The sequence below is a fragment of the Roseovarius sp. S88 genome (genome assembly GCF_037023735.1).
Taxonomy (GTDB): Bacteria; Pseudomonadota; Alphaproteobacteria; order Rhodobacterales; family Rhodobacteraceae; genus Roseovarius; species Roseovarius phycicola.
This window is the reverse complement of the sequence record NZ_CP146069.1, coordinates 1,099,687-1,124,675: the sequence shown is the minus strand read 5'-3', so window position 1 is coordinate 1,124,675 and position 24,989 is coordinate 1,099,687. Positions and strand designations below refer to the sequence as shown.

At 56.5% G+C, this 24,989-nt stretch carries 17 protein-coding genes; 12 read left to right on the top strand and 5 right to left on the bottom strand.

What is annotated here, in order from left to right:
- Positions 1-33: 33 nt before the first annotated feature.
- Complete coding sequence (locus RZ517_RS05730) at positions 34-1,845, bottom strand: hypothetical protein (RefSeq protein ID WP_338550505.1); 1,812 nt, start codon at positions 1,843-1,845, stop codon at positions 34-36.
- Entirely contained in the window at positions 1,842-2,252 is a 411-nt protein-coding gene (locus RZ517_RS05725) for a hypothetical protein (RefSeq protein ID WP_338550504.1), read from the bottom strand. Before RZ517_RS05725 ends, RZ517_RS05730 begins: the two co-directional genes overlap by 4 nt.
- Before the next feature lie 426 nt (positions 2,253-2,678).
- Between RZ517_RS05725 and RZ517_RS05720 the strand changes: the two genes are divergently transcribed.
- The 3 genes from RZ517_RS05720 to RZ517_RS05710 all read left to right on the top strand — a co-directional run bounded on the left by RZ517_RS05720 (position 2,679) and on the right by RZ517_RS05710 (position 7,005).
- Positions 2,679-3,977, top strand: coding sequence for a hypothetical protein (locus tag RZ517_RS05720; protein ID WP_338550503.1), 1,299 nt, complete (start codon positions 2,679-2,681; stop codon positions 3,975-3,977).
- Entirely contained in the window at positions 3,902-4,756 is an 855-nt protein-coding gene (locus RZ517_RS05715; protein WP_338550502.1) for a hypothetical protein, read from the top strand. Before RZ517_RS05720 ends, RZ517_RS05715 begins: the two co-directional genes overlap by 76 nt.
- Before the next feature lie 167 nt (positions 4,757-4,923).
- The gene (locus RZ517_RS05710; protein WP_338550501.1) at positions 4,924-7,005 is read left to right on the top strand and encodes an NAD(P)-binding protein; all 2,082 of its coding nucleotides are present in this window, start codon (positions 4,924-4,926) and stop codon (positions 7,003-7,005) included.
- On the opposite strand, the gene RZ517_RS05705 is transcribed toward RZ517_RS05710, so the two are convergent.
- Complete coding sequence (locus tag RZ517_RS05705; RefSeq protein ID WP_338550500.1) at positions 6,999-10,742, bottom strand: translocation/assembly module TamB domain-containing protein; 3,744 nt, start codon at positions 10,740-10,742, stop codon at positions 6,999-7,001. The two genes, RZ517_RS05710 and RZ517_RS05705, sit on opposite strands and share 7 nt — an antisense overlap.
- On the bottom strand, positions 10,742-12,604 hold the full coding sequence (locus RZ517_RS05700) for an autotransporter assembly complex protein TamA (protein WP_338550499.1): 1,863 nt from the start codon (positions 12,602-12,604) through the stop codon (positions 10,742-10,744). The genes RZ517_RS05705 and RZ517_RS05700 overlap by 1 nt, the downstream gene beginning before the upstream one ends.
- Before the next feature lie 153 nt (positions 12,605-12,757).
- Here RZ517_RS05700 and RZ517_RS05695 point away from each other — a divergent pair, with 153 nt between their 5' ends.
- Positions 12,758-14,047, top strand: coding sequence for an NAD(P)H-dependent oxidoreductase (locus RZ517_RS05695; RefSeq protein WP_338550497.1), 1,290 nt, complete (start codon positions 12,758-12,760; stop codon positions 14,045-14,047).
- A gap of 20 nt (positions 14,048-14,067) precedes the next feature.
- Here the strand turns inward: RZ517_RS05695 and RZ517_RS05690 are convergent, their stop codons facing one another.
- The gene (locus tag RZ517_RS05690) at positions 14,068-14,976 is read right to left on the bottom strand and encodes a LysR family transcriptional regulator (protein ID WP_338550496.1); all 909 of its coding nucleotides are present in this window, start codon (positions 14,974-14,976) and stop codon (positions 14,068-14,070) included.
- A gap of 108 nt (positions 14,977-15,084) precedes the next feature.
- On the opposite strand from RZ517_RS05690, the gene RZ517_RS05685 reads away from it, so the two are divergent.
- The 8 genes from RZ517_RS05685 (at position 15,085) to RZ517_RS05650 (ending at position 24,917) form a co-directional block, all read left to right on the top strand.
- Positions 15,085-16,128 carry a D-cysteine desulfhydrase gene (locus RZ517_RS05685; protein ID WP_338550495.1) on the top strand — a complete coding sequence of 348 codons (1,044 nt, stop codon included), beginning with the start codon at positions 15,085-15,087 and terminating at the stop codon, positions 16,126-16,128.
- A 44-nt stretch (positions 16,129-16,172) separates the two neighbouring features.
- Positions 16,173-17,138 carry a glycine betaine ABC transporter substrate-binding protein gene (locus tag RZ517_RS05680; protein WP_338550494.1) on the top strand — a complete coding sequence of 322 codons (966 nt, stop codon included), beginning with the start codon at positions 16,173-16,175 and terminating at the stop codon, positions 17,136-17,138.
- A gap of 75 nt (positions 17,139-17,213) precedes the next feature.
- A complete protein-coding gene (locus RZ517_RS05675; protein WP_338550493.1) occupies positions 17,214-18,269 on the top strand; it encodes a quaternary amine ABC transporter ATP-binding protein in 1,056 nt (351 codons plus the stop codon).
- Entirely contained in the window at positions 18,266-19,816 is a 1,551-nt protein-coding gene (locus tag RZ517_RS05670) for an ABC transporter permease subunit (protein ID WP_338550492.1), read from the top strand. The genes RZ517_RS05675 and RZ517_RS05670 overlap by 4 nt, the downstream gene beginning before the upstream one ends.
- Positions 19,813-20,526 (top strand): alpha/beta fold hydrolase, encoded by a 714-nt coding sequence (locus RZ517_RS05665; RefSeq protein ID WP_338550491.1) that lies wholly within the window; start codon positions 19,813-19,815, stop codon positions 20,524-20,526. Before RZ517_RS05670 ends, RZ517_RS05665 begins: the two co-directional genes overlap by 4 nt.
- Before the next feature lie 268 nt (positions 20,527-20,794).
- Positions 20,795-21,760 (top strand): TAXI family TRAP transporter solute-binding subunit, encoded by a 966-nt coding sequence (locus RZ517_RS05660; RefSeq protein WP_338551117.1) that lies wholly within the window; start codon positions 20,795-20,797, stop codon positions 21,758-21,760.
- A 94-nt stretch (positions 21,761-21,854) separates the two neighbouring features.
- Positions 21,855-24,482 (top strand): TRAP transporter permease, encoded by a 2,628-nt coding sequence (locus RZ517_RS05655; RefSeq protein WP_338550490.1) that lies wholly within the window; start codon positions 21,855-21,857, stop codon positions 24,480-24,482.
- 12 nt (positions 24,483-24,494) lie between these two features.
- Positions 24,495-24,917: a universal stress protein gene (locus RZ517_RS05650; RefSeq protein WP_338550489.1), complete on the top strand. Its 423-nt coding sequence runs from the start codon at positions 24,495-24,497 to the stop codon at positions 24,915-24,917.
- Positions 24,918-24,989 lie beyond the last annotated feature (72 nt).

Here is a 24,989-nt window from a genome sequence, read left to right as displayed (position 1 = left end):
CCCACTCCATCCCACCAATTTCGTTTTGACCGGTTAAGCCGGTCGATAATCCAATAAATCCAACTTCTTCAGTCCATCGCTTATGACTTGCACACTCAAGGCCGATGGCAGCACATAGGCCGGTGACAACATTTCTTCGGTGCCAAATGCCGGATCCAGTTTTTGTAGGCGTTTGTACACTTGTAGTGCCCTGTCTTTTTGGCCGTTCAGCGAATAACTCGCCACTAAGTGCCGCATAACCGGTAAGAAATCCGGACGTTTGGCCAAAACTTGTTCACTGAGAAGTATGGCGTCTTCATGACGACCTTCCAAAGTTGAAACAATTGCGGCGGACGCGTCATAGTAGAACCTATAGGGGCTGTAACGCCCAAGGCGGCGGGCGATATCCGCCGCTTCTCGCGCCGTAGCCAAATCGCCAGAGTACACCGCATTCATCGCTGTGGCGTCCCAACCAAAGGCCAGGTTGGGCAAGGCGCGTCGGCTTTCCACCAAAAGTCTACGGCCCTCATTCAAATCGCGGCGCACGAACCCCGCGACATGCCCGGCAATGGCAAGCACCACTGCATTGGATGGTTCGGCATCCAAAGCACGAGCCAACAAATGCATCGAGTCCGAGACCGCCTCCTGGCAGGGATCATGCCGCTCTCCCAAGAGCAGTGTTGTCGCAAGCGCACGCCACGCCATGGCGTTGGCAGAAAACACTTCACCATCGAACTGGCTCAGCATGTCATGGGAATCAACCAAACCGTCGCGCGACAGGGCAAATAACTGATGCACCGCGGCATAAAGCGTCGGGCGCCTGGCCTGCCCTGCCTGACGCATGACAACCGCCTCAATGGAATCCGCAGCCCCTGCAACAAACTCATTGAGCGTTTGCGACGAAATCGAAATGGCTGTGTCCCAATCCGTGCCTATGGATGACGTCCAGACAACTTTCCCAGAGGCCGGGACACGCGCCAGAATTGTAATCTGAAGTTCGCGTGCCATGAGCGAAAGCCGTGTTTCCACCAGGACTGGCGGGCAAAGCACGCTTTCTACTTCGCGACCGGCCAGCTGATTGCTTTCCATGTCCCGCAGATCATAGGTTTCCAAAAATCCATTGTGCCGAAATGTGGTCGCCATCGCATTGGTGATCCGCTCGGCCACGACGTCGGCCATGGCATCATCTGTGATCACCACCGGATTGCCGATGAGTACACATGGGCGCGCTGCAAATGTGACAGGTTTGATGGGTGTTGCGACCACGCCTGTGTCCACCATGGCACCACGATCATCTTCAATGCGCGCCTCAAAAGCCTGACGTTCTTCGCGCAGCCAATCTTCGCCGCCTTCATCCAGGCGTGGCGCATCTTCGAAAAACACCGCGCGCGTGTCGCACCCGGGATCTATTTCCACTTCGACACTTGAAAGCCAAACATGTTCGTAGTCGGCTTGCACAGCATCGCACCAGGGTCCAAGCATTTTGCGCAAAGAGTGCAGGCATTGGCGCAATGAGTTGCTGGCCTGATCATCAAATGATCGGCCCCAAAGCCGTGACTTGAGCCACTCGCGAGAGCGCCGCTGATCACGCGCGGTTGCCAGCATCGCCAAAAGCACACGACCCTTCTTTTCGGATAACCGAATTTCGTTGCCTTCGGGATCGACAAGCCGGAAGTTCCCGACAAGTGAAATTGTCAGGCGATCCTGCTCTGTCCCTTTGAAGCTCCCCATGGGCGCATCCCCACCAAATCCGTCGCTTCCTTCGGCCCTAACAAGGGTTTCGTCTTCAAGGTTACGCACAGCACTCACCGCATGGCAACTGCTATCAAAAACCCCTGAAAGCTGTGTTTGATCGAAATGTGTCATGCAGACTTGTCTCCAAACAGGTCAGGCGAACTACCAAAATTACTGGGCAAAAGCTCGTCCTGCCAAGGCACATACTCAGCCGTAAAATGGATCGTTGCCCCAGGTTCATTGTCTCCCAACAAAACACAGCGCGACGAGGCCGCGCTGGTTCGGGGGCCGGGCTTGAAACGCGCGGCCCCCGTCAGGCTCACACCTGCACCTGAATGTTCCAGAGCGAAATACCCATCGCCACCAATAAACGTACCCTTAGTCTCGAACCCATCGGGAGCGCATTGTTCCACGATGAAGATCTCTTTTCCGTCTGGTCCCTGCGAGACGAGCGTTGCGCACATGACAAGGTCGGGAGAAAGCCCTTGTGGAGCTTCACTCTCAAGCCCCGTGCACGCTCCGGCATTGGAGACACTCAAATATGATTTTTCCCCCCAGATCTTGATACAATTAGATACTCGCTACGCTGACTAATGATCGTTTGGGGATGCAAATAACTTGCCACAGCCCGCCGGTTTTGCATGGCAATACAAAAAGTCACTTCAAAAAATCCTCCTCTCTCACCTCGCAGGGTAACTCCCACTATTCCGGCAATCTGTAAGGGGGGTGTTTAGAGCTGCGTTAAAGAAGCGTTAAAATTCAAAAATAAATTTATTTCCATTTGTAAACATATACTTAGCTAATATATTTCTCCAACCACTTCAAAAATTCTCTGATTTTTTTGACGTTTTTTTACCTCCGTCCCACTGCAAGAGCTAACGGCCCGTTGATGACGCTACGGCAAGCTTGAGTTGTGGGTGGCACCAAGACGCGGGTCACGCGTCATTTTTATTTTGGAGGATTTTATGAAGTTACCATTTTCAGAACCGTATCTGGCCGGATCGGCCCGAGCGCGCAGAGCCAAAGAGCTGCGCGACCTTGCAACCGAAGTGTCGCGCCTTTCGCCGCAGGCGCTCACACGCACGAACCAGGAAGAGGTGGATCATGCACCTAAATACCCCGCGAATTTCACCAAGGGGCTCGCGCATGATGAATATGGTGTGCTCAACGAGCAGGATGACTACGCCTGTTTCGTTCAAGCCATCAATTCGCCAAATCCGAGTGATTTCGACAAAGAGATCACGCGTTTTGACGACCATTTCGACTGTCAGCCGCTGGATGCCGACTACAAGCCTCTGAAAGACAAAGAGGGCAATAAGGTCAAAACCCAGTGGCGCGGTTGGGAAAGCCCGCGTGCCGGGCACGTGTATGAACTACAAGGCCCTGACGCCGGTGCCGTTGGCATGGCTCCTGCCCCGCGTGTCAGCACACCTGAATTGGCGGTGGAAATGGCCGAGGTTTACGGTCTTGCCATCCTGCGGGACGTGCCCTTCACCGAAATCTGTGACGGCAAAGGCGACCGGCTTTGTGGTAAAAAATCTAAACCCGCCCAGCTTGACGCCAATCAGGTGGCAGCGCTCATAGCAGGCATGGACTTCTTTTCCGCGCCTGATGACAGCATGGATCAGTTCGCGCGCAACCGTCGGGATGCACGTCTGATCGGTGGACCAATCACATCCGAAACTGCCTTTCGCGGGTCCACACCAGGCGCCATGGCGGGACCGTACTTATCACAATTCATGCTGATAGGATCGGATTCACGCGCAGGCGGCAATCCTGGTGCAGGGGTATCGAATTTCCCCGGCGAAAACTCCGGTTGGGATTTCCGTGATGGATTTATCCAGTATGGCTCAATCACAATCGACCAGCGCGGGCAATCCGCCAAAGGCTGCCTCGACTATATGACAGACTGGCCTTCATGGCGTGACGTTCAAAACGGCGCGGACTTCCGCGGGTTAGATGTGTTCGAACCCAAACGACGGTTCATCACCACGCCTCGCGATCTGGCAACTTACGTGCACTACGACCAGCTGTATGAGGCATACCTGAACGCGGCTCTGCTCTTGCTGGAAATGGGTGCACCGACGTCCAAGGGCATGCCTGAGCCATCATACACAGGTCACCGCACCGCCTTTGCAACATTCGGCGGACCACATGTTCTGTCGCTGGTTTGTGAGATCGCGACGCGGTGTCTCAAGGCCGTGCGCCGTCAGAAGTTCAACTATCACCGCCGGGCGCGCCCCGAGGCGATGGGGGGCGGCTGACACTGGCCTGTGCCGGAGAGCTCGAAAAACTGGGCTGCGCCGGAGATGCGTTTGCGGAGATGCTGGACCAGATGCCCAAGGACCTTTTGAAGGCCGTTGTGCATCACAACAAGGACCAGAACTCGCATGCGATGGCCAAGATGCGACGCCTGGCCTGTGGTCATAAAGGGGCCGGACTGCCAGGGTGCATCGACGAAGACTGCAACCTCTTGCTGCCAATGGCCTTCCCCGAAGGCAGCCCAATGCATCCCGCCTACGGCGCCGGTCATGCGACTGTCGCAGGCGGATGTGTCACGATCCTCAAAGCATTCTTCGAAATGTTTGAGGATTGCGACAGCAAGGTCGAGCGCAAACTCACCTATTGCGACGCCAAGGGCAACGACCAGCCTATTCGTTATGTCCCGAACGAAGATGGCTCTGCTCTTGTCCAGGATCGAAAGTCAAACGACGCACTGACGATCCAAGGTGAGCTCGACAAACTGGCGGCCAATATCTCTATCGGCCGCAACATGGCGGGCGTTCACTACTACTCAGATTACTACGATAGTCTGCGTATGGGTGAGCGGGTCGCGGTTGGTCTCCTGATGGAGCAAAGCCCGACTTACGTGGAACCGGTGGAGATGTCCTTCACCAGCTTCGACGGTGATCACATCCGGATCTCCGGTGCCGCCGGGGCCGCGCCTTCCATTTCCATCCTCGATCAGTCAGGACGTCCCGTCCAGCTGGCTGACTGGTGTCTTCGCCATGTGAGTGGGGCGGAGACCATGGAGGATCTGTAGCGGCATAGTCCTTCGTCGCTACAGCGAGCCCCGCATCTTACTCCTGAGATGCGGGGCTTTTTGTACGCATCTCGCACCAAATTGTTTCGATCATTGGTTGCGGCCGAGAGCAAAATACCGTGATGTTCCCGACAAAACCCCGCCAATTCGAACTAAGGCTGATCCCAATGCCCCGTGATCCCCGCTATGACCCTCTGTTTGAGCCGATAGACATCGGTCCTGTGACCGCGCCCAACCGGTTCTATCAAGTGCCCCATTGCACCGGCATGGGCTGGCTCAGGCCCCGCATGGTCGCCGAGATGCGAGGCGTGAAGGCCGAAGGTGGCTGGGGCGTTGTGTGCACCGAGTACAACTCTATTCATCCAACTTCGGATGATTTGCCTCACCCATCGGCAAGCCTTTGGGATCAAAGCGATATTGCGGCCCATCGCCTGATGACCGACAAGGTACATGAATATGGGGCTCTGGCCGGGGCTGAGCTTTGGTATGGCGGAGCGCGCTCTGCAAACTTGCTGACACGAGACGTACCCATGGACATCGCTTCCATGCCGCATATGTCGGGCAACCCATTTCAGACGCGCGCGATGGACAAGACAGACATCCGCAACCTGCGCCGATGGCATCTTGATGCCGCCTTGCGGGCACGCGATGCCGGGTTTGACATCGTCTATGTCTACGCCACGCACACATACTTGCTGTCAAACTTCCTCAATCCCAAGATCAACCAGCGCAGTGATGAATATGGCGGGTCTCTGAAAAACCGGATCCGGCTCGTGCGCGAATTGATTGAAGAGACCAAGGAAGCTGTCGGCGACCGCTGCGCCGTGGCCGTACGTTTCGCAGCCGATGAAGAGATCGGCGAGGACGGCGTGCCGATTCACGGTGAGCGGCGCGATATGCTGGGCCTTTTGGCTGAATTGCCGGACCTGTGGGACATCAACATCGCCAATTACGCGCTGGAAATGGGCGTGGCACGGTTTACCGCTGAGGCCGCACTTGAACCCTACATGGACTACGTGAAATCCGTGACCAGCAAGCCGGTCGTCACCGTCGGTCGCTTCACATCTCCCGACACCATGGTCAGCCAGATCAAACGCGGCATCACCGACCTCATTGGGGCCGCGCGCCCCTCAATCGCCGATCCCTTCTTGCCCAGGAAAATCAACGAAGGTCTGCAAGACGACATCCGCGAGTGCATCGGCTGCAATGTCTGTTACTCGGGCGACAGCATTGGAGTGCCGATCCGCTGCACGCAAAACCCCACAATGGGGGAAGAATGGCGGCGCGGCTGGCATCCTGAGCATATGCCGGACAAGGCCAGTGACAGCTCCGTTCTGATCGTCGGCGGCGGCCCAACCGGGCTGGAGGCCGCGCGTGCCTTGGGCCAACGCGGCTACAAGGTCATGCTGGCCGAAACTGGCACCGAGCTTGGCGGGCGTGTCACGCGCGAGGCCGCCCTGCCCGGCCTTTCCACTTATGCCCGTGTGAGAGACTACCGCGTGCAACAGCTTGTGCAGATGTCCAATGTCGAGATTTTCTATGATAGCCCGCTTGGCGCGCAGGATGTCATCGACGTGGGCGCGGATCACGTGGCGCTGGCCACTGGGGCCACATGGCTGACACAGCGCTGGACGGGTCAGTTTGCAGAAGACGTTGCTCCACCGGATGCGAGCCTTCTGACACCAGACGATATCATGGCGGGCCGCATGCCGGACGGACCAACGCTGGTTTATGATGAAGACGGTTATTACCTCGGCGGTGTCATCGCCGAAGCCGTCCGTGCCACGGGAGTGCCTGTGACCCTAGCCACACCCTCTGATGTCGTGTCGGAATGGGCGGGCAACACATCCGAACGCTGGCGTGTGCGCACCAGACTGCAAAAACTTGGTATCGCGTTGGAACTGGCGCAGGAATTGAGCTGGTTTGACGGTCAAGCAGCAAAGCTGTCCTGCAGCTACTCCGGCGCAGAGAAATCCCTGCCATTTGAGCATGTCGTCATGGTCACACACCGCGCACCCAACGACGCTCTTTGGCACGACCTCTTGGCGATGGCAGACGGAGATGTCGACGCCCTGCCCTTCACCCTGCAACGCATCGGCGATTGCGAAGCCCCCACAATCATCGCAGCAGCAGTCTATTCTGGACATAGGTATGCGCGTGAACTGGAGGCCGAACCGCACCTTCTGCATGACCGTGTGGATGTGCGCCAAACACCCGATGGGGTGCATCTAATGCCCTTTGGTCAGTAATCTTTCTCAAAGAAAACACCAATTCCGGTGTTTCCTTCGGTGCTGGTTCCGCCGCGAACAGTCAGGTTGGAGTTGATGTCCAGGTTCAGGTTGATCTCTCGATTGCCATCGCTGTCCACCACCACTTCAGAATATATGTTTTCATTGATATAGGTGCCTGCTCGAAGCTGATTGCCGCCGTCTTCAGTCGTTGTGACATCCAGATCGCTTAGTCCCAGGGACCTGCGCAGCGAGCCGCTCAAACCACCAGAGCGCTGGCCCGACAATGTGGCCGCAGCTGTGACGAGCTGAGCTGCCTGAAAGGGCGAAATGCTATCAAGCCCGCGCCCGAACAATAGACGCGCCACAGCCTCTTCCTGTGGCAAGTCCGGCTCTGATTCAAATCGAACCGAAGGGGCACTGGCAAGACCCTCCAATATAACACGCACCACGAAATCATCTGACTGCGTTTCAGCGACAAAGCGCAGGAATGGATCAAGCGCACCCCGCAGATCAATCAGGCCCTCAGTCAGATCAAGTCGGCGACCGAGGATGTCCAACCGCCCTCGGATCAGCTCGAACACACCGCTTGCCGTAACGTCGCCGGTCGTTCCGCCAAGCTGCAATTGTCCGCCAAGCTCTGCATCAAGACCTCGTCCGCGGACAAAAATCTGATTGGGCGCGCGGATTGTCAGATCGAGCGGGTACACGGAGCGCGGCCCCTTGGCCGTCTCACCCGTCAGACCGGCTCGAACCTGGGTGCGACGCACAGCTGCAGGCGTGTTGATGTGGCGCATATCCAATACACTGCCCGGCGTCACGGATCCGCCCGACGGGACCATGACTTCTGTGGCTCCAAGCGATAGGGCGCCCCCTATGCGCGCGCCACTGGACAGCGGCCCATCAACCGTGATTTGTCCCGACACGGTGGTGCGATAGAGGTTCGGATCAGACACACCAAGTGCGTTCAGTGCAATTTGAAGCGTCGCAGGGTAAGGTGCCTGAAGCGCGATCGGTCCGGTGACACGAAAATTGCCGCCTGTGCCAGCATTGCCCGTGACATCTGGCCGTGCCTGACCTTGCGAGAGATCTGTGCGACCTACAAGTTGTTGCAGCGTCAGGCCAGAGTTTGGCAAGGCAACTCTGCCTTGCTCGACCGTAACCACGCCCGAAAGAGCATCCAGTTGCGCAGGGCCGTCCATGCGCAGATCAAACCGGGCGAGCCCGTCAACCGAGTTGGGTGAGATGAAGCCATTGGCCAACCCCAAGGGGGCGGTGCCGACAAGATCAAGCGCCAATTGTCTTGCATACTCGTTTATCGAGCCGGTGATTTTGGCTTGCGTGCCGCCTGGGCCTGTGGCGTCCAATGCGACGTCCACACGTTTTGCCTGCGCATCTTTCAAAATGATTTGCCCTTGTGCCGTTGCTGGCCCACCAAAGCCCGGAGCCAACACACCTAGATTGGCGACGCGTACGGATGCGTTGATCGGCGCGCCCGGCGCGTCGTTCTTGGCAACGACATCAAGCTGTGAGGCATCTAACTGCAAATACCGGATATGCGGCAGAGTGTTGGGATCAAACACAATTGACGTATCAAAAGTAATGTCTCCCGCCACCAACCGATCAAGCCCTTCAATCCCGGATCGGAAATCTTGCGCAATCAGTACAGAGGTCAAGTCCAGCGATCTGCTCCGCAATTCACCCTTGCCGTCCAAGGACCAATCAAGCCGACCGGCCATAGGCCGCCCCGCAAAAGCGGACAGGCGCGAGAGGTCTTCGCTGATCAATGTGAATTCACCATCGATCGGCATATCCGGGTCGTCAGGGTTCAATGACACCGATCCCGTCAAGGACGCCTCAACGGCTTCTGTGGTCAAATTGTTCAGTGTCAACGCGCCGTTTTCGATCCAGTTCAACTCTGCTGCACCACGTGCAGGACCTGTTAGTTTTGGCTCAATTAGGGATATTTCGCTGAGGTCTGCCGCCAGGTTCAGATGCCCGCGATCGGCACTCAACATGCCATCCGCCGTGGCGCGAACGGCATCCGAACGGACCAAAAATCGGTCAAGGCGCGTGCCATTGGTATCGCGCGTCGCAGCAAGCGACACAAGTCCATTGCCCTTCAAGAGTGGGTCAATTCGGGCATTGGATATCTCTAGGTCCGTCGTGTTGGCGTCCACCTCAACATCAAACGCCCCTCCCAAGAGCGCACCGGTGCCCGCTACTCGGATTTCCGCAGCCCCGTTCAGGGTTTGCTCCGCGACACCAGAATATCGGGACAGATTGGAGCTACGCAGCGTTGCGCGCCCTGTCACGGGAAAGCCATCGGCGAGACCATCCAGCGATCCGATGGCCTCTAATACGATATCTTCAGTCTGAAGTTTCAACATCCCTATCTGGAGCGGCGCCTGAGCCGTCCATGACAAAAGAGCGTTGCCGTCTATGAAATCCCCCAACGCGCGGCTCAGGTCAGGATCGTTGTGCTTTAGACTCTGTGCGTCAAAGTTGATTTTGGCGGTGACTGCGCCTGGGGCTGCCCGGGTAATAGTGCCCTCTCCGGCCAGCACTGCGCGACCGACCAGCAAGTCGTCTCGCACCAGATCGCTGACCTCGATTTTCGCCTGCCAGGCGTCCCCTTCATCGGCATCAAAGCGCGCCAACAAGTTGGCAGCTCGGACTGTCAGTTCTGAGCCAGCCACCGGCAATCGAGTGACATCTTGCCCGGCAACATCCACAGACAAATCGAAGCTTTGCGGCCATCCATCTGCTGCAAGTTGCAGCTGTCCCGCGATGTCCATCGCGCCAGAGGACATGTCCAGCTTATCCAAACTCAACCGCCCATCAGTCAGGCTTTGTCCTGCCACTTTCAGCGTGGCATTTTCGCCCATGAACCGGTGAAATTCTGGTTCGAATAACGGGCGGACGTCGCCAGACAAATCTGCTGCGAACGCGTGCCCTTCCTCTGCGCCTTCGCTGGTTTTCAGGCCGGCGATTTCAATCGTCCCGCCAAACCGCCGCGCACCATCGGATGACAACACAATTTCAGCGGTGTAGTCGCTCAGCGGGGCTTCGCCAGTGAGTAGAAGCTGCAAACTGGGCGCGCCGGGGATACGCAGGAGCTTTGATACCAAGCCATCTTCGGCTTCAGAAAAATCCAGATCGAGCGCCAACACTCTGGTCTCATTGGAAAAGCCGCCTTCAAAGACAAGACTGTCTTGTCGATCGGTGCGCAAAATCTGTGTTTTGGCACGTGCGACGCCGTCATCCAGGAAGAAGGCGCCTTCGAGCGAAAGTACGGCCTGTTCCCCCAGCACCGGAGGCTTGAGGACAACGCGTTTTGCATGAATTTCGTCGATGTTGATGGCCACCGGAAGGTCCGGCAGAGCAAATTGCCAGGCCTGCGAGTCTTCGGGGGATACACCACCCTCGGTTATCGGCATACGCTCTAAAATAATTTCGCCTGCCGTAAGTTCATCAATTTCCAGACGTCCCCTAATAAGTGCGGATCGAGACCAGACAAGCGATGCGTCCTTGAGTGTGAACCACACACCATTTTCGTCGGCAATCGTCAGGCGCCCCAAAGTGGCGTTTGACGAAAGAGCCCCGCGAAAATCTGTGACTATGACCTGGCGGCCTGCTTGCGAAAGGTTCTCCTGCAGCCAGTTTTCAATAAAGCTTTTGTCATCCTGTTCTGAGCTTTGTGCCAGGGCGGATTGGGCCAGGCACAGGATCAGCGCAAATATCGCAGTTAATCGCATCAGAATGCCTGCCCTATGCCGATGTAAAACTCAAAACTCTCGCCTGCATCGCTGTCTGCGGGCGTCGCAATGTCAAAGCGAATGGGTCCGATGCCGGTGTTGTAGCGCACGCCAAACCCTGCACCGGCGTGCCACTCCCCGTTGCTGCTGCCAAAGCTGTCGCTTCCTACGAAACCCGCGTCAGAAAAGGCAACAACTGACCAAATGTCATTCAAACCATATCGCAGCTCACTGGAGAGCGCCAAAAACGATCGGCCGCCCAGTCTGTTTCCACCCCCTATATCCACAGCCAGGGATTGAAACGGCTGCCCCCGTACAGTGTCAGATCCCCCCGAAAAGAATAACATGTCCGGCGACACTTCGGTCAGCCCAGCGCCCACAACCGATCCGATCTGCACGCGAAAGGCGGCGACGTGTCGGTCTTTTTCGCCAAATCCGAAATACGTTCGCGCGTCGGCAAACAGGCGTGTGCCGGACCCGCCACTACCAACAGCGGCAAAGGGCGTCACCTTGGTGTCGAGAAACACGCCAGTATGAGCATCCAGCGGATCATCCCGACTGTCATATGTCAGGCTGACGGGAAAAAGCACATGTTCCAGGGTGCGCGAACCTGCATCGTCATCAATGTCGGAAAACCGGTACGCGATACCCACCTGACCCGTCAGTTCCTCATCGAAAATGTGCGACAACCCGATGCCTGCCTGCGCACTGCGTTCCCGGAAATCCGGCTCGTCCTGCTCTTCGATTTCAAACCCCAAAACGAGCGATGTGTCCGGTGTAAAGGTCGCAGGCCGATCAAAGCGCACGCCCACACGATAGTCGATCCCGTCGGTGTCACCACCAATGCCGCGCACCTCACCTTCAAAGCGCAACCGCTCTGCACCCCCAAGAAGGTTTCGATGCATCCAGAAACCACTCAACGACAGGCCCTCGACCGAGGCAAGCTCGGCGCCAAAACCAAAGCGCCTGGGTTTTGCATCCACCAGTTCTGCGTTTATATCCAACGTGTTGCTGGGGCCAGGCTCGTCCGCCTCTGTCAAGACAACCGACCGAAACGCACCCGTTCGGCGCAACCGTTCACTTGATCGTTTCAACTCTTCTGGTGAAAACACCTTACCGGTGGGCAGACCTGCAATTGCGCGCACACGGCTTGGACGCACACGACCAGTTTCGGGAACATTCAGCCTGCCAAAGGTTAGTCGCGGGCCCGGTGATAAACGGATGTCAGCAGACAGTTCTGCACGGGCGTGATTGGCCGTGATGCGTTGTTCTTCAACGCGTGCCTTGGCATGCCCAACGTCGCGCCACCCCTCGACCCCGGCTTGCGCGGCCTCGACAATCTGTTCGGAAAACGCAGGTTGTCCAGGTAAAAAACCTTCGGGCAGTTCTGTTGCCGGAGCAAGCGGTGCGACACGCGCCGTCGAGAACCGAAATCGCGGACCTGGGTCCACCAGGATGTCCACACGTTGCACGTTCTGCAGACCAGCAAATGGCGAGATGTCAGCCGCTTCTCGTCCATCGACACGAATACTGATCACACCTCCATAATGACCAAACTCATACAGCGAACTGAGAAGCCTTTGGTAATCTGCACGTGCTGCGGACAGGATATCCTGAGTGACAGGGTTGTCCTGATCGGCTGTCTGTACCGTCAATGACGCGCCACGCAAACGGTCCACAAAACTATCCGAAGAACCCGCTGATTGCAGGCGCACTTCCACAGCCTGGGCGCATGGGACAAAGCACAACGTCACCATGCAACTCAGCCAAATCGTGATAGTCCAGCTATGAAACACGTCAGGCGCTCCGATCTGCTTGGCTTTATCCCACGCCGGCGCACGAGGTTCCACAGCAATCCGCAAGCCAGCCTCACCAAAAAGATGGGACAGTCCAAGAGAACAGCAACTTCTCAATTGAACGCTTGACCGGGATTTCACAAGGACCACACACTGGCGCCCTCACCAATGACGCCAATCGCACCTCATGGTCGTCGCCATACCACAACGGAGCGCTCTATGAATTTGTCATCTCTTGCTGCCAAGGCCGGGGCACGTGGAACGCCCGTTCGGGCCGGATTAATTGGCGCGGGAAAGTTTGGCTCAATGTTCCTAAGCCAGGTGCCAACAATTCCCGGGCTTGAAGTCACTGCGATTGCCGATCTTGATGTCGCACGCGCCAAAGCGGCCTGTGCGGCTGTCGGGTGGTCGCCAGAGCGAGTTGAGGCCACAGCGTTTGAAGAAGACGGCGCGGCATTGGCCGCGCGGGATGATGTGGATGTCGTGATCGAAGCGACGGGTCATCCGCGTGCGGGCATCACCCATGCGCGCGCCGCCATTTCAGCAGGCAAGCACATTGTGATGGTAAATGTTGAAGCAGACGTTCTTGTCGGGCCTGCACTGGCGGCAGAAGCACGCACAGCGGGCGTGGTGTACTCCATGGCGTACGGCGATCAGCCAGCACTTGTTTCAGAAATGGTTGACTGGGCGCGAGCTGCCGGCTTTTCCATAGCGGCTGCAGGCAAGGGAACGAAGTACCTGCCCGCCTACCACACAGTGACGCCCGATAATGTATGGGCGCACTATGGTCTTTCCCCGCAGGACGCCGCCGCCGCAGGCATGAACCCACAGATGTTCAACTCCTTCCTGGATGGCACCAAGAGCGCGATTGAGATGGTGGCGATTGCCAATGCGTGTGACCTCAATGTGCCAGTAGACGGCCTTGCTTTCCCACCCTGTGGCGTTGATGACCTTGCGCATGTCCTGCGGCCTGCGGACATGGGTGGATTCCTTGACGGACACGGCATGGTCGAGACTATTTCCTCGGTTGAACGCGATGGCCGGCCGGTTTTTCGTGATCTGCGTTGGGGCGTCTACGTAGTGCTTGAAGCGCCCAATGACTACGCCGCTGCTTGTTTCCGGCAATATGGCCTTCCTATAGACGATACCGGACGTTTCGCGGCCATGTACAAGCCCTTTCATCTAATCGGCTTGGAGCTTTCGATTTCCGTGCTGAGCGCGGCTTTACGCCTAGAGCCGACCGGACAGGCACGAGACATGCGCGGCACAGTGGCAGCGGTAGCCAAGCGATACCTGAAGGCAGGAGAAATGCTGGATGGCGAAGGCGGCTATACGGTCTGGGGCAAAGCGCAGCCTGTGGACAAATCTGCGGATCTTCTACCCATAGGGCTGGCGCAAAACATAGCACTGATACGCGATGTTGCGCAGGGAACTGTTCTGAGGATGTCCGATGTAGACTTGGAGGATGATGAGGTAGTCACGCTTTATCGTCATACTTTGCAAGGCTGACTGCGCTTGTTCACGCGCGGCTAAGCGAGAAATACGTTTTCCCGCACCTCAAGGAACGACCAGATGGACCGGGTCAAGCGATTGGAGTGCCGAACATTGCGGTATAGCCTGATGTCCATGTCTATGGCCCATTCCGGAGCGCCAGTCCGCACCAAGAGTTTGCTCTCGAGGTCCGGAGCGACGAGGGAATGAGGAAGCCAGGCCACCCCGTCGCCGGCCCGTGCTCTGATCCGCAAGGCGCCGCCCATGGAGTTTTCGTAAACTGTGCGCAGCCGCGAATGCAGTCCATGCGACTTGAACAAGGTGTCAAGATGATTGCCAATCGGAGCCACGTCGCGGAACCGCAAGTAGGGCATTTCAACATTCGGAGTGTCAAATTCAAACAGGGGCGTTCCATCGGCGTCTGGCTTGCACACCGGGATCATCTGATCATGGCCAATGAGGATAGATTGGAATGGTGCCGCTTCGGATTTGCTGAACCCTTTGTAGGCAATTACGAAATCTGCTTCGCGTTCTTCAAGATCCCGCATGCAGTTTGGCAGGTCATCGGCGCGCAATCGTGACAGAATCGGTCCGTATGCTTCTTCCAATGACAGCAACCAGTTTGGGTAGAACCGCCAACTGATCGAGTGTTGAGCCGCGAACGTCACCACATATTTGTCCGGCAGAGATTGCGCCTCAAGAATCTGGCTTCGCTCATGTTCGATGCGCGATAACGCCTGCAATCCGGCTTCCAGCATTTGCACACCAGCATCGGTGAGGCGCACAGGATGGCGGGTCCGGTCAACAAGAGAGGCACCCACCCAAGCCTCCAACGCTTTGATCCGGCGGCTAAAGGCAGGCTGGCTCAAATTTCCCAAAACGGCCGCCTGTGAAAAGTTTCCGGTTTGCTTCAAACGTTCGAGATCGCGAAAGAGAGTGGTGTCCATACGGCACATGTAATGCAAATTTTGCATAATGTCATTCAAACATAACATTGGATGGATCGCGGATAATGTTTCAGGCTTTGGTCTCTAGATTCTGGTGGGAGAGATGCGATGGCCGAAGCTGATACCTTGGGGCGCAAGGCGGCAAGAATTGACTTCGACACTTTCCCGCAAATCAAGCTATGCCACCGTTCTACCCCCATCGAAGCCATGCCACGCATGAGCGAGTTTTTGGGCGGACCGCGTTTGTTTATCAAACGCGATGACTGCACGGGATTGGCTACAGGCGGCAACAAAACACGCAAGCTGGAGTTTCTGGTGGGTGAAGCCGTGCGCGAAAACGCAGATATGCTGGTGACCCAGGGCGCGGTGCAATCCAATCACGTGCGTCAAACCGCGGCCGCTGCGGCGAAGGTTGGGATGAAATGCCACGTCCTACTGGAGCGCCGAGTACCCGACCGGGACGTATCCTATGAGGCGACCGGCAATGTGCTTCTCGATACGCTTTTCGGGGCAACACATGAATTCCGTCCCGCGGGGCTTGATATGAATGCCGAGGCGGTTGCTGTTTCCGACGCGCTTCGCGCGGAAGGGCACAAACCCTATTTCATCCCAGGCGGTGGATCCAATCCGACAGGCGCCTTGGGGTACGCAAATTGCGCACAAGAAATCGCGGACCACACCAAAGAGACCGGGCAATCCTTTGATTGGCTCGTCATGGGCACTGGCAGCACTGGAACGCAAGCCGGGCTTGTTGCCGGGTTCCACGCCATTGGTCATGATTTGCCCGTGATGGGCGTCAGTGTGCGCCAACCTCGCGAAAAACAAATGAATGCCGTTCATGCACTTACGCAAAAAACACTTGAAAAGCTGGGAGCCGAAGGCATCCCACTCAGCAAAATTCTTGTGGATGACGGATATGTCGGCGAAGGCTACGGCATTCCTGCAGAGTCTACTTTAGAGGCAATTCATATCACGGCTCGTCAGGAAGGCATTCTGCTTGATCCGGTTTATTCGGCCAAGGGCATGGCCGGGTTGATTGGCATGGTAAGAAGTGGTTTTTTCAAGCCGACCGACAATGTGCTGTTCCTGCACACAGGCGGTGCGACAGCACTGTTTGCGTATCAGGACCAACTGCTCGCGTCCCTAAAATGACCAGACGCCGTTCAACGGCGCATCAAACAACAGAGGAGAGAACTATGACATCCAAACTGAAATCCTTCGGCCTTGCAGCCGCAGTCAGCATCCTGGCCTTGCCTGCATTTGCCGCGGAAGAAGTAAAAATCGGGGTACCGTCCTGGACCGGCGCACAAGCCATTGCGCATGTGCTGGGCGAGGTGGTCACATCGCGCATCGGTGGCAAGGTGGAATACGTGCCTGGTAACAACGCCACGATTTTCCAGGCGATGGATCAGGGCAAAGGCGATATCGACGTCCATCCTGACGTTTGGCTGCCCAACCAGGAAAGCTTCACCAAGAAATATGTAGATGAAGCAGGCACTGTAACGCTCTCGTCCAACCCTTATGAGGGCAACCAGGGTTTCTGCGTGACCAAGGATTTCGGCGAAGCCAACAACATCACCGACATCGCGGATCTGGGTCGTCCTGACGTGGCGGCGCTTATGGACAGCGACGGCAACGGCAAGGGTGAGATGTGGATCGGTGCGCCTGGCTGGGCCTCGGCCAACGTCAATGAAGTCAAAACCCGCGACTATGGTCTGCTCGACTTCATTGAGCCTGTTCGCGCCGAAGAAAGTGTGAAAACAGCACGTATCAAAGACAGCATCGCCAAGGGCGAAGGCTATGCGTTCTACTGCTACAAACCACATGCGGTTTGGTTCCAGTTCGACGTCAAGATGCTGACCGAGCCGACGTTTGATCCTGCAAAATACGTGATGGTTCAGCCTTCGGACGATGCCGACTGGTACGAAAAGTCAAACGTCGCCACAAAAGACGCTTTGAAGAACGTGCAAATCGCGTGGTCTAACTCCCTGGCTGATCGCTCACCTGCGATTGCGGAGTTCTTCTCGAACTTCCAGCTGACGGCTGACGATGTCAGTGCCTTGGCATTCGACATCAGCGCAAACGGCACAGATCCGGCAGATGCTGCAAAGAAATGGATCGAAGAGAACTCTGACCGCGTGGACGGTTGGCTGGGCCTGTAAGCCCAACATCGAAAAAAGTCAGCACCGGTTCCATCCGGTGCTGACCCACCAGAGCGCTGGCAGGACTTTATCCTCATGACCCAAGAAGTCGTCATTGAAATTTCCAACGTCTGGAAGATTTTCGGTAACAAGCACAAAGAGGCGTTGGAAGCGATCCGATCCCGGGGCTTGACCAAGGCTGAAGTGCTGTCAGAGTTCAACGCGGTGGTTGGTGTGGCCGATGTCAGCCTTGATGTGAAACGCGGCGAAATCTTCTGCATCATGGGCCTGTCTGGAAGTGGCAAGTCCACGCTCGTGCGCCATTTCAACCGCCTTTTGGAACCCACAGCTGGCAAAATCGAAATTGAAGGCACCGATGTCATGGCTTTGGGGCCAAAAGAGTTGCAACTCTTTCGCAATCAGAAGATCGGCATGGTCTTTCAGAACTTCGCGCTGATGCCGCATCGTTCCGTTCTCGACAATGTCGCGATGCCGCTGGAAATTCGCCAAGTGGCCAAGAACGAACGCATGCGTCAGGCCGCAGCTATCCTCGACATCGTTGAGCTGGGTGCGTGGGGGTCGAAGTTTGCCCATGAGCTTTCAGGAGGGATGCAACAACGAGTCGGTCTGGCGCGTGCGCTTGCCGCCAACCCGGATGTGCTCTTGATGGACGAGCCATTCTCGGCGCTTGACCCACTTATCCGGCGCCAATTGCAGGATGAGTTTATTCGCCTCAGCAAGATCCTCAAAAAGACGACGATTTTCATCACCCATGACCTGGATGAGGCCGTGCGGATCGGTGACCGCATCGCCATCATGCGCGATGGCAAGATGGTGCAAATTGGCACGGCAGAGGATATCGTGATGAACCCAGCCGATGACTATGTGGCGGATTTTGTGGCCGGCATCTCGCGTCTCAAGGTGGTTCACGCTCATGCGGTAATGCAACCGATTGAGGCGCATATATCGACCAACGGGCCGCTTGGCCCCGACGCGCCGCGTGTGGATGAAGCGGAAACACTGAGCAACCTGATCAATCTCGCGATTGACGACGACAATCCGATTGTTGTGCAGGCAGAAAGCAAAGACGTGGGCGTCATCACCCGCGCAGATCTGCTGCGCACGGTGATTGAGGGGACAGAAGTATCATGACCGACACGACCGATCTAGGCGTCAACCCGCTTGAGGATACAGAAAGCGAAGCGGCACTTGCCTATGCCGAAGAGCGACGCGAAAACATTCGCACCTTCGTGCGCACCAGCCCCGACTACTACATCCGGATGTTCGACAAGATTGGCGCTTCCGCAAAATTCACGCCGACGTTCAACGCCATGGCTGGGCTTTTTGGCCCGATTTGGTTTGGGGCGCGCGGTCTTTGGAACTGGGCCCTACCTTTTCTCATCCTCGAAGCGCTTGGTTTCGTGCAGATCGCTAGGGGTCTTTTTGGTGAACTTGGCGCAGAAGCCTTAGCGCGTATCAGTTCGATCGAAGGCACGCTGGAGCTGCGCAAGAAACAGCTGGAGGCCGCGTTGGAGGAAGGGTCTGACCGTGTTGAAGGTTTGCAAAGGGCTGTCGATTCAATCGAAGCCAACATAGCAAGCTTTCGCGCCGAGGCTGAAGCGATGTCCGCCCAGGGCTTTTCGATTGCACTGACCGGCTTGGCGATATTGATTATCGTCAAATTGGTTCAGGCCTTTATGGCCAACTGGGCGCTGGAAGCGCGTTTCTCCGACTGGCTGTCTGATCGCACGATCCGTTCTGGATTGCCTGTAACGGAAATTGTATTCAGTGCTATTTTCATGATTTTGATCGTCGCAACAGCGATGGTGCATTACAGTTTCCCGGGAAAGTTCTCGCTACTGACGGCCTTTCCCACAGACCCCAATATTCGGCTGACCGGCATCACCTGGGTTGAGGATTTCATCGCCTGGTGTGTGCGCAACAGCGAGGCGTTCTTTGACGCGCTCACCTTTGGCATCCGCGCCTTGCTTGATGCGTTGGAGGTGATCCTGGTGCAGACGCCGTGGATCGTGATCGCCAGCTTGATCATCCTTCTGACATGGCTGACGGCTGGACTGCGCACGGCGATCTACTCTGGCGCATTCCTGGCCTATATGGGGCTGCTGGGCTTTTGGGAGGCGGCGATGACAACACTCGCGCTTCTGGGGACAGCGGCGTGTCTGTCCATCGTCATCGGCATTCCCCTGGGCATGTTCGCCGCGCGGCGTCCACGCTTTTATGCCTTCATCCAGCCGATCATGGACTTTATGCAGACCATGCCGGCCTTCGTCTTCATGGTCCCGGTCATTGCCTTCTTCGGCGTCGGCAAACCAGCGGCGGTTGTGGTCACCATGATCTTTGGGGGCACGCCTGTTGTACGCCTGACCGTTCTTGGTCTGCGCGGTGTGCCCGAAAGCGTGCGTGAAGCGGCGATCAGCTTTGGCGCCAATAAATGGTATCTTCTGACCAAGGTCGACCTGCCACTGGCAAGCCCCTCGATCCGTGCCGGGATCAACCAGACGATTATGCTCTCGCTGGCGATGGTTGTTGTGGCCTCACTGATCGGGGCCAAAGGCCTTGGCGAAGACGTTCTGGAAGCGCTGCAATATGCCAATGTCGGACAGGGTATTCTGGCAGGCTTCTCGATCCTCTTCTGCGCAATGATCCTCGACCGGATCGTACAAGGACAACGCAAGTGACACCCCTCGTTCTCGTCCATGGCTTCATGGGCGGCAGCGATCAGTGGGAAGGCCAAATGCCGCTTGGTGCAGAGCGCCAGCTTGTCTGCGTTGACCTTCCTGGCTTTGGCAGGCATGCGCATTTGCCGCCGATCCATTCGATCACTGGATTTGCGGAATGGGTTCTTCACGAAGTCAAAGCCAATCGGTTTGATCTGCTGGGCCACTCGATGGGTGGCATGATCGTGCAAGAGATGGTCCGACTGGCGCCCGCCCGCATCGATCGCCTTATCCTCTACGGCACCGGTGCCATTGGAGAACTCCCGGGGCGATTTGAACCCATTGAAACCTCAATGCAGCGCGCTCAAGCGGATGGGGCGCAGGCAACGGCACGGCGGATTTCGGCAACATGGTTCAAGAAACGCGATGCGGCGGAGGCTTACCCCGCTTGTGCCAAGATCGCCCAGGCCAGCAGGCTGCCTGCGATTCTGGCGGGGCTTGAGGCCATGCGCGGCTGGTCCGGAGAAGATCATCTGCCCCTCATCCAATGCCCAACGCTGGTTCTTTGGGGGGACAAAGATCGCACTTATGCCTGGCCGCAGATCGAACGATTGTGGCAGAGCATTCCACACTGCAACCTTGCTGTTGTTCCAGATGCAGCTCATGCGGTTCATCTCGAACGACCAAAGCTTTTCAATCAGTTGATCGATGATTTTCTGACACACGCTTAGGTGTTTAAAGATCAAAACACCCAAAGCCTGCGCGTTGCATCACCTCCTGGGGGTCTACAACGCCAAAGACGAATCAGAAATGACACTGCATTCAGTGCGATACGTTGGATGCACCTAGCCTTCGAAAGACTTGTTTCGCGGAAATGCCCTTAAAAATATGAGGTTAGACTAATTTGTTTAGTTTTTACGTGACATCCCGGCCAACATTAGCGACGCTTTCAGAACAAACGACGCGCAGAGGCGCGCGATTGATTAGGGAGACCTCATGATGCACATGAAATTTATCGGTAGCATGGTCGCTGCCGCAACGATTGCCTTTGGTGGCGCTGCCATCGCGCAAGACAAATTCATTTCCATCGGCACCGGTGGTGTCACAGGCGTTTACTACCCGACCGGTGGTGCGATTTGCCGTCTGGTGAACCGCGACCGCAAAGACCACGGCATTCGTTGTGCGGTGGAATCCACTGGCGGCTCTGTCTACAACATCAACACGATCAAGGCCGGTGAGCTGGAATTCGGCGTGGCCCAGTCGGATTGGCAGTATCACGCGTTCAACGGCACGTCGAAGTTCGAGGACAACCCGTTCCCGGACGTCCGGGCGATGTTCTCGGTCCACCCAGAACCCTTTACGCTTTTGGTGCGTGGCGACAGTGGCATCGAGTCTTTTGAAGGCTTGAAAGGCAAGCGTGTCAATGTCGGCAACCCCGGTTCTGGTCAACGCGCCACGATGGAAGTGGTGATGGAAGCTTTTGGCATGGGCATGGACGACTTTGCCCTCGCAACCGAATACAAGGGCTCTGAAATGGCCAAGCAGATCTGCGACAACAACATCGACGCAATGATCTATACCATTGGTCACCCGGCTGCTGCGATTAAGGAAGCCACGACCACCTGCGATGTGAAACTCGTCTCAGTCACTGGTGATGCTATTGACGCGTTGGTTGCAGATAACCCATACTATCGTGTCGCAACAATTCCGGCGGGCATGTATGCCGGTACGGATACGGACACCACCACGTTCGGTGTGGGCGCAACCTTTGTGACCTCGGCTGATGTACCAGAAGACGTGGCCTATGTGGTCGCCAAGGCCGTGATGGCCAACCTCGAAGATTTCCGTGGTCTGCATCCTGCATTTGCCAATCTTGACGCCAAGCAGATGATCAGCGACGGCCTGTCAGCTCCGCTGCATCCAGGTGCCGAGAAAGCCTACAAAGAGCTGGGCTTGATGGAATAAGAGACATCGCAAAGATGTCCTAAAATCAGCGCCAGCGTATCCTCCGATGCGCTGGCGTTTTTGCTAAAAAAGAAGACCAAGAGGGACCAGAGGGATGACAGACGCAGCGAATAAATCTGCCGAAGATATGGTCGCAGAGGCCGATACCGGCGCACGCAATGCCGGACCATTTGCCAAAAAGCTTATCTTTGCGCTCTGTATCACATGGTCCCTGTTTCACCTCTATATTGCTTCCAAAGTGCCTGGGGTACTGGCGCAGGTCACTGGGGTCAGCGAGTTTGCCAATATCGTCGCTCAAGCGCGCTACATTCACCTGGCCTTTGCCATTAGCCTTGCGACACTGGCCTTTCCGGTTTTTGGTCATCGCGACCGGATCCCGATCTATGACTGGGTTCTGATGGTTCTCGGCATTGCCTCCTGTCTCTATCTGGTTGTTTTCCGCTTCGAGATTGCTGACCGGCCCGGGCTCTGGACCACGACCGACATCGTGATGTCCGGCATTGGCATGTGCGTGCTGATGGTTGCGGTGTTCCGATCTCTTGGCCTGCCTCTTGTCATCATTGCATCCGCTTTTCTCGCCTTGGCTTTCTTTGGCGGCTATTCGGAATGGGTTGGCAGCGTGACCAACTACGGCGGCGCGTCTTTTGCCAAGGCAATGGGCCATTACTGGATGCAAACCGAGGGCGTCTTTGGCGTGGCTTTGGGTGTCTCCACGACAATGATCTTCCTCTTCGTGCTTTTCGGCGCCCTGCTTGAAAAGGCAGGGGGCGGCAACTGGTTCATCAAGGTGGCCATTGCCCTACTTGGCGCACTTCGCGGCGGCCCGGCCAAAGCTGCGGTTTTGTCTTCCATGATGACCGGCATGATCTCTGGCTCCTCTATCGCCAACACAGTTACGACGGGTACGTTCACCATCCCTTTGATGAAACGTATTGGCTTTGCCCCGGAAAAGGCGGGCGCGGTCGAAGTGGCTTCTTCGACGAATGGTCAGCTTACGCCGCCAGTGATGGGGGCTGCTGCCTTCCTGATGGTTGAGTATGTGAACATTCCCTACATCGAAGTCATCAAGCACGCTTTCCTGCCGGCGGTGATCTCCTACATCGCGCTGCTTTACATTGTGCACCTGGAAAGCCTCAAGATGAACCTTCAGGGCCTGAAAAAGCCCGGACGTCATATTGGCGTGATCCTGATCCTCGTTCTCTTCCTCACCGGCTTTCTGGCTATGGCGGCGATCACATTCCTTGTTGTCGGTTTTCGCGCAATGCTGGAACCGATGATGCCAGGCGCGACGGTTTATCCGGCTCTTGTACTTCTCTTGGTGGCCTATCTGGCGCTGGTTTACGTGGCATCGAAATTCCCAGACGTGGTCGTGGATGACCCCAACAGCCAAGTTGTCGAGGCCCCTCGCCTGACGCCAACATTTCTAGGTGGTGCCTACTACGCGTTACCGATCTTCGTGCTGGTCTGGAACCTGATGGTGCGAACCGAAGATCTGGATCGTTTGTCTCCTGCCCTTTCGGCGTTTTGGGCGACGATTGTCATGATCATCGTGGCTTTAACCCACCGCCCCTTGAAAGCAATGTTCCGCGGTGGTGCAGACAACTTCTCTACTCAAACACTGACCAGCTGGCGGGATTTTGTTGCCGGCCTCGAAAGTGGCGCACGCAACATGATCGGGATTGGCGTTGCCACTGGCGCCGCAGGTATCATTGTCGGGACGATCTCTTTGACCGGCGCACACCAGATTATTGGCCAGGTTATTGAGACCATCGCGGGTGGCAACCTGATGATCCTGCTGGTTCTGGTGGCAATCCTGTCGCTGATCCTCGGGATGGGCCTGCCCACGACTGCCAACTATATCGTTGTTTCCTCCTTGATGGCTCCGGTGATCGTATCGGTCGGCGCACAATCGGGCCTCATTGTGCCGCTGATCGCCGTGCACCTCTTTGTGTTCTACTTCGGGATACTGGCGGATGATACGCCGCCTGTGGGGCTCGCGGCCTACGCGGCGGCCGCCATTTCACGCGGCGACCCGATCAAGACTGGCATCGTCGGATTCAGCTATGACATCCGAACGGCGCTCTTGCCTTTCATGTTCATCTTCAACACAGACCTCCTTCTCATAGACGTGGGCCCGGCCAAGGCGGTGCTGGTGTTCTTTGTCTCGCTCATCGCCATGCTTGTCTTTGCCGCAGTGACCCAGGGCTACTTCATTGCAAAGTCGCGCAAATGGGAATCCGTGGTCATGATGCTCGTTGTCTTCATGCTCTTCCGGCCAGACTTCTTCTTGGACCAATGGCAGGAGAAATATCGTGAAACCACCGGACCCGCCGCTCTTGCTGCGCTGGAAGACCTCCCAGTGGGTGGCTCGGCACGCTTGCGCGTGTCCGCCCCTGATTTCGACACAGGCGTGGTCGGCACCATAACACTGGCCTACACCGCCGAAGCGGAAGGCACTGCGCTTGAACGGCTCGATGCCGTAGGCCTGACGGTGATCGAAGACGGTGACATCCTGACGCTAGAAGAACCCTTCCCCGGCACGAAGTATTTCGATCAGTTGGGCAATGACTATGATTTCTACGGTGATGCGCCTGCCCAGATCGAGGCCGTCGCAGTCGAAAACGAGCGCATGCCGAAGGAAATCTTCTTCATTCCCGCCCTGCTGCTCTTGCTGATCATCGTCGCCATTCAGCGCCCCCGCGCCACGCAACCCGCTTTCTGAGGAGGAAAAGACATGTTCAAGAAGGTTCTTATTCCGGTTGACCTCAACGTGGCCGGAGACGCGCAAAGACTGTTGTCGCGGGCCAAACCCCTGGTGGAGCCTTGGGGCAGCGAACTTCACGTGGTAACTGTGATCCCACATGTGGGGATGGCCATCGTCGGCTCTTATTTCGACGAAAACTTCGAGTCCGAAAGCCGAAAGGAAGCGGCCAGGCAATTGGCCGCAGAAGTTACAGCCGCTGGATTCGAAGCGCAGCAAGATGTGCTCACTGGTAAAATCTATGACTGCGTTATTGCTAAAGCAAATGCGATTGATGCCGATTTGATTATCATCGGTGCCCATCAACCCGAGCTGCGCGAATACCTCCTGGGGTCCAACGCAGCACGCGTGGTGCGGCATTCCAAACAATCCGTTTTGGTGGTTCGCGGTGACTAGAGGACAAGATTGCACAGGTCGTTGAGCGCGCCTTGGTGCACCCCAGGGGAATTCCGATTTGCTGAGGTTGTC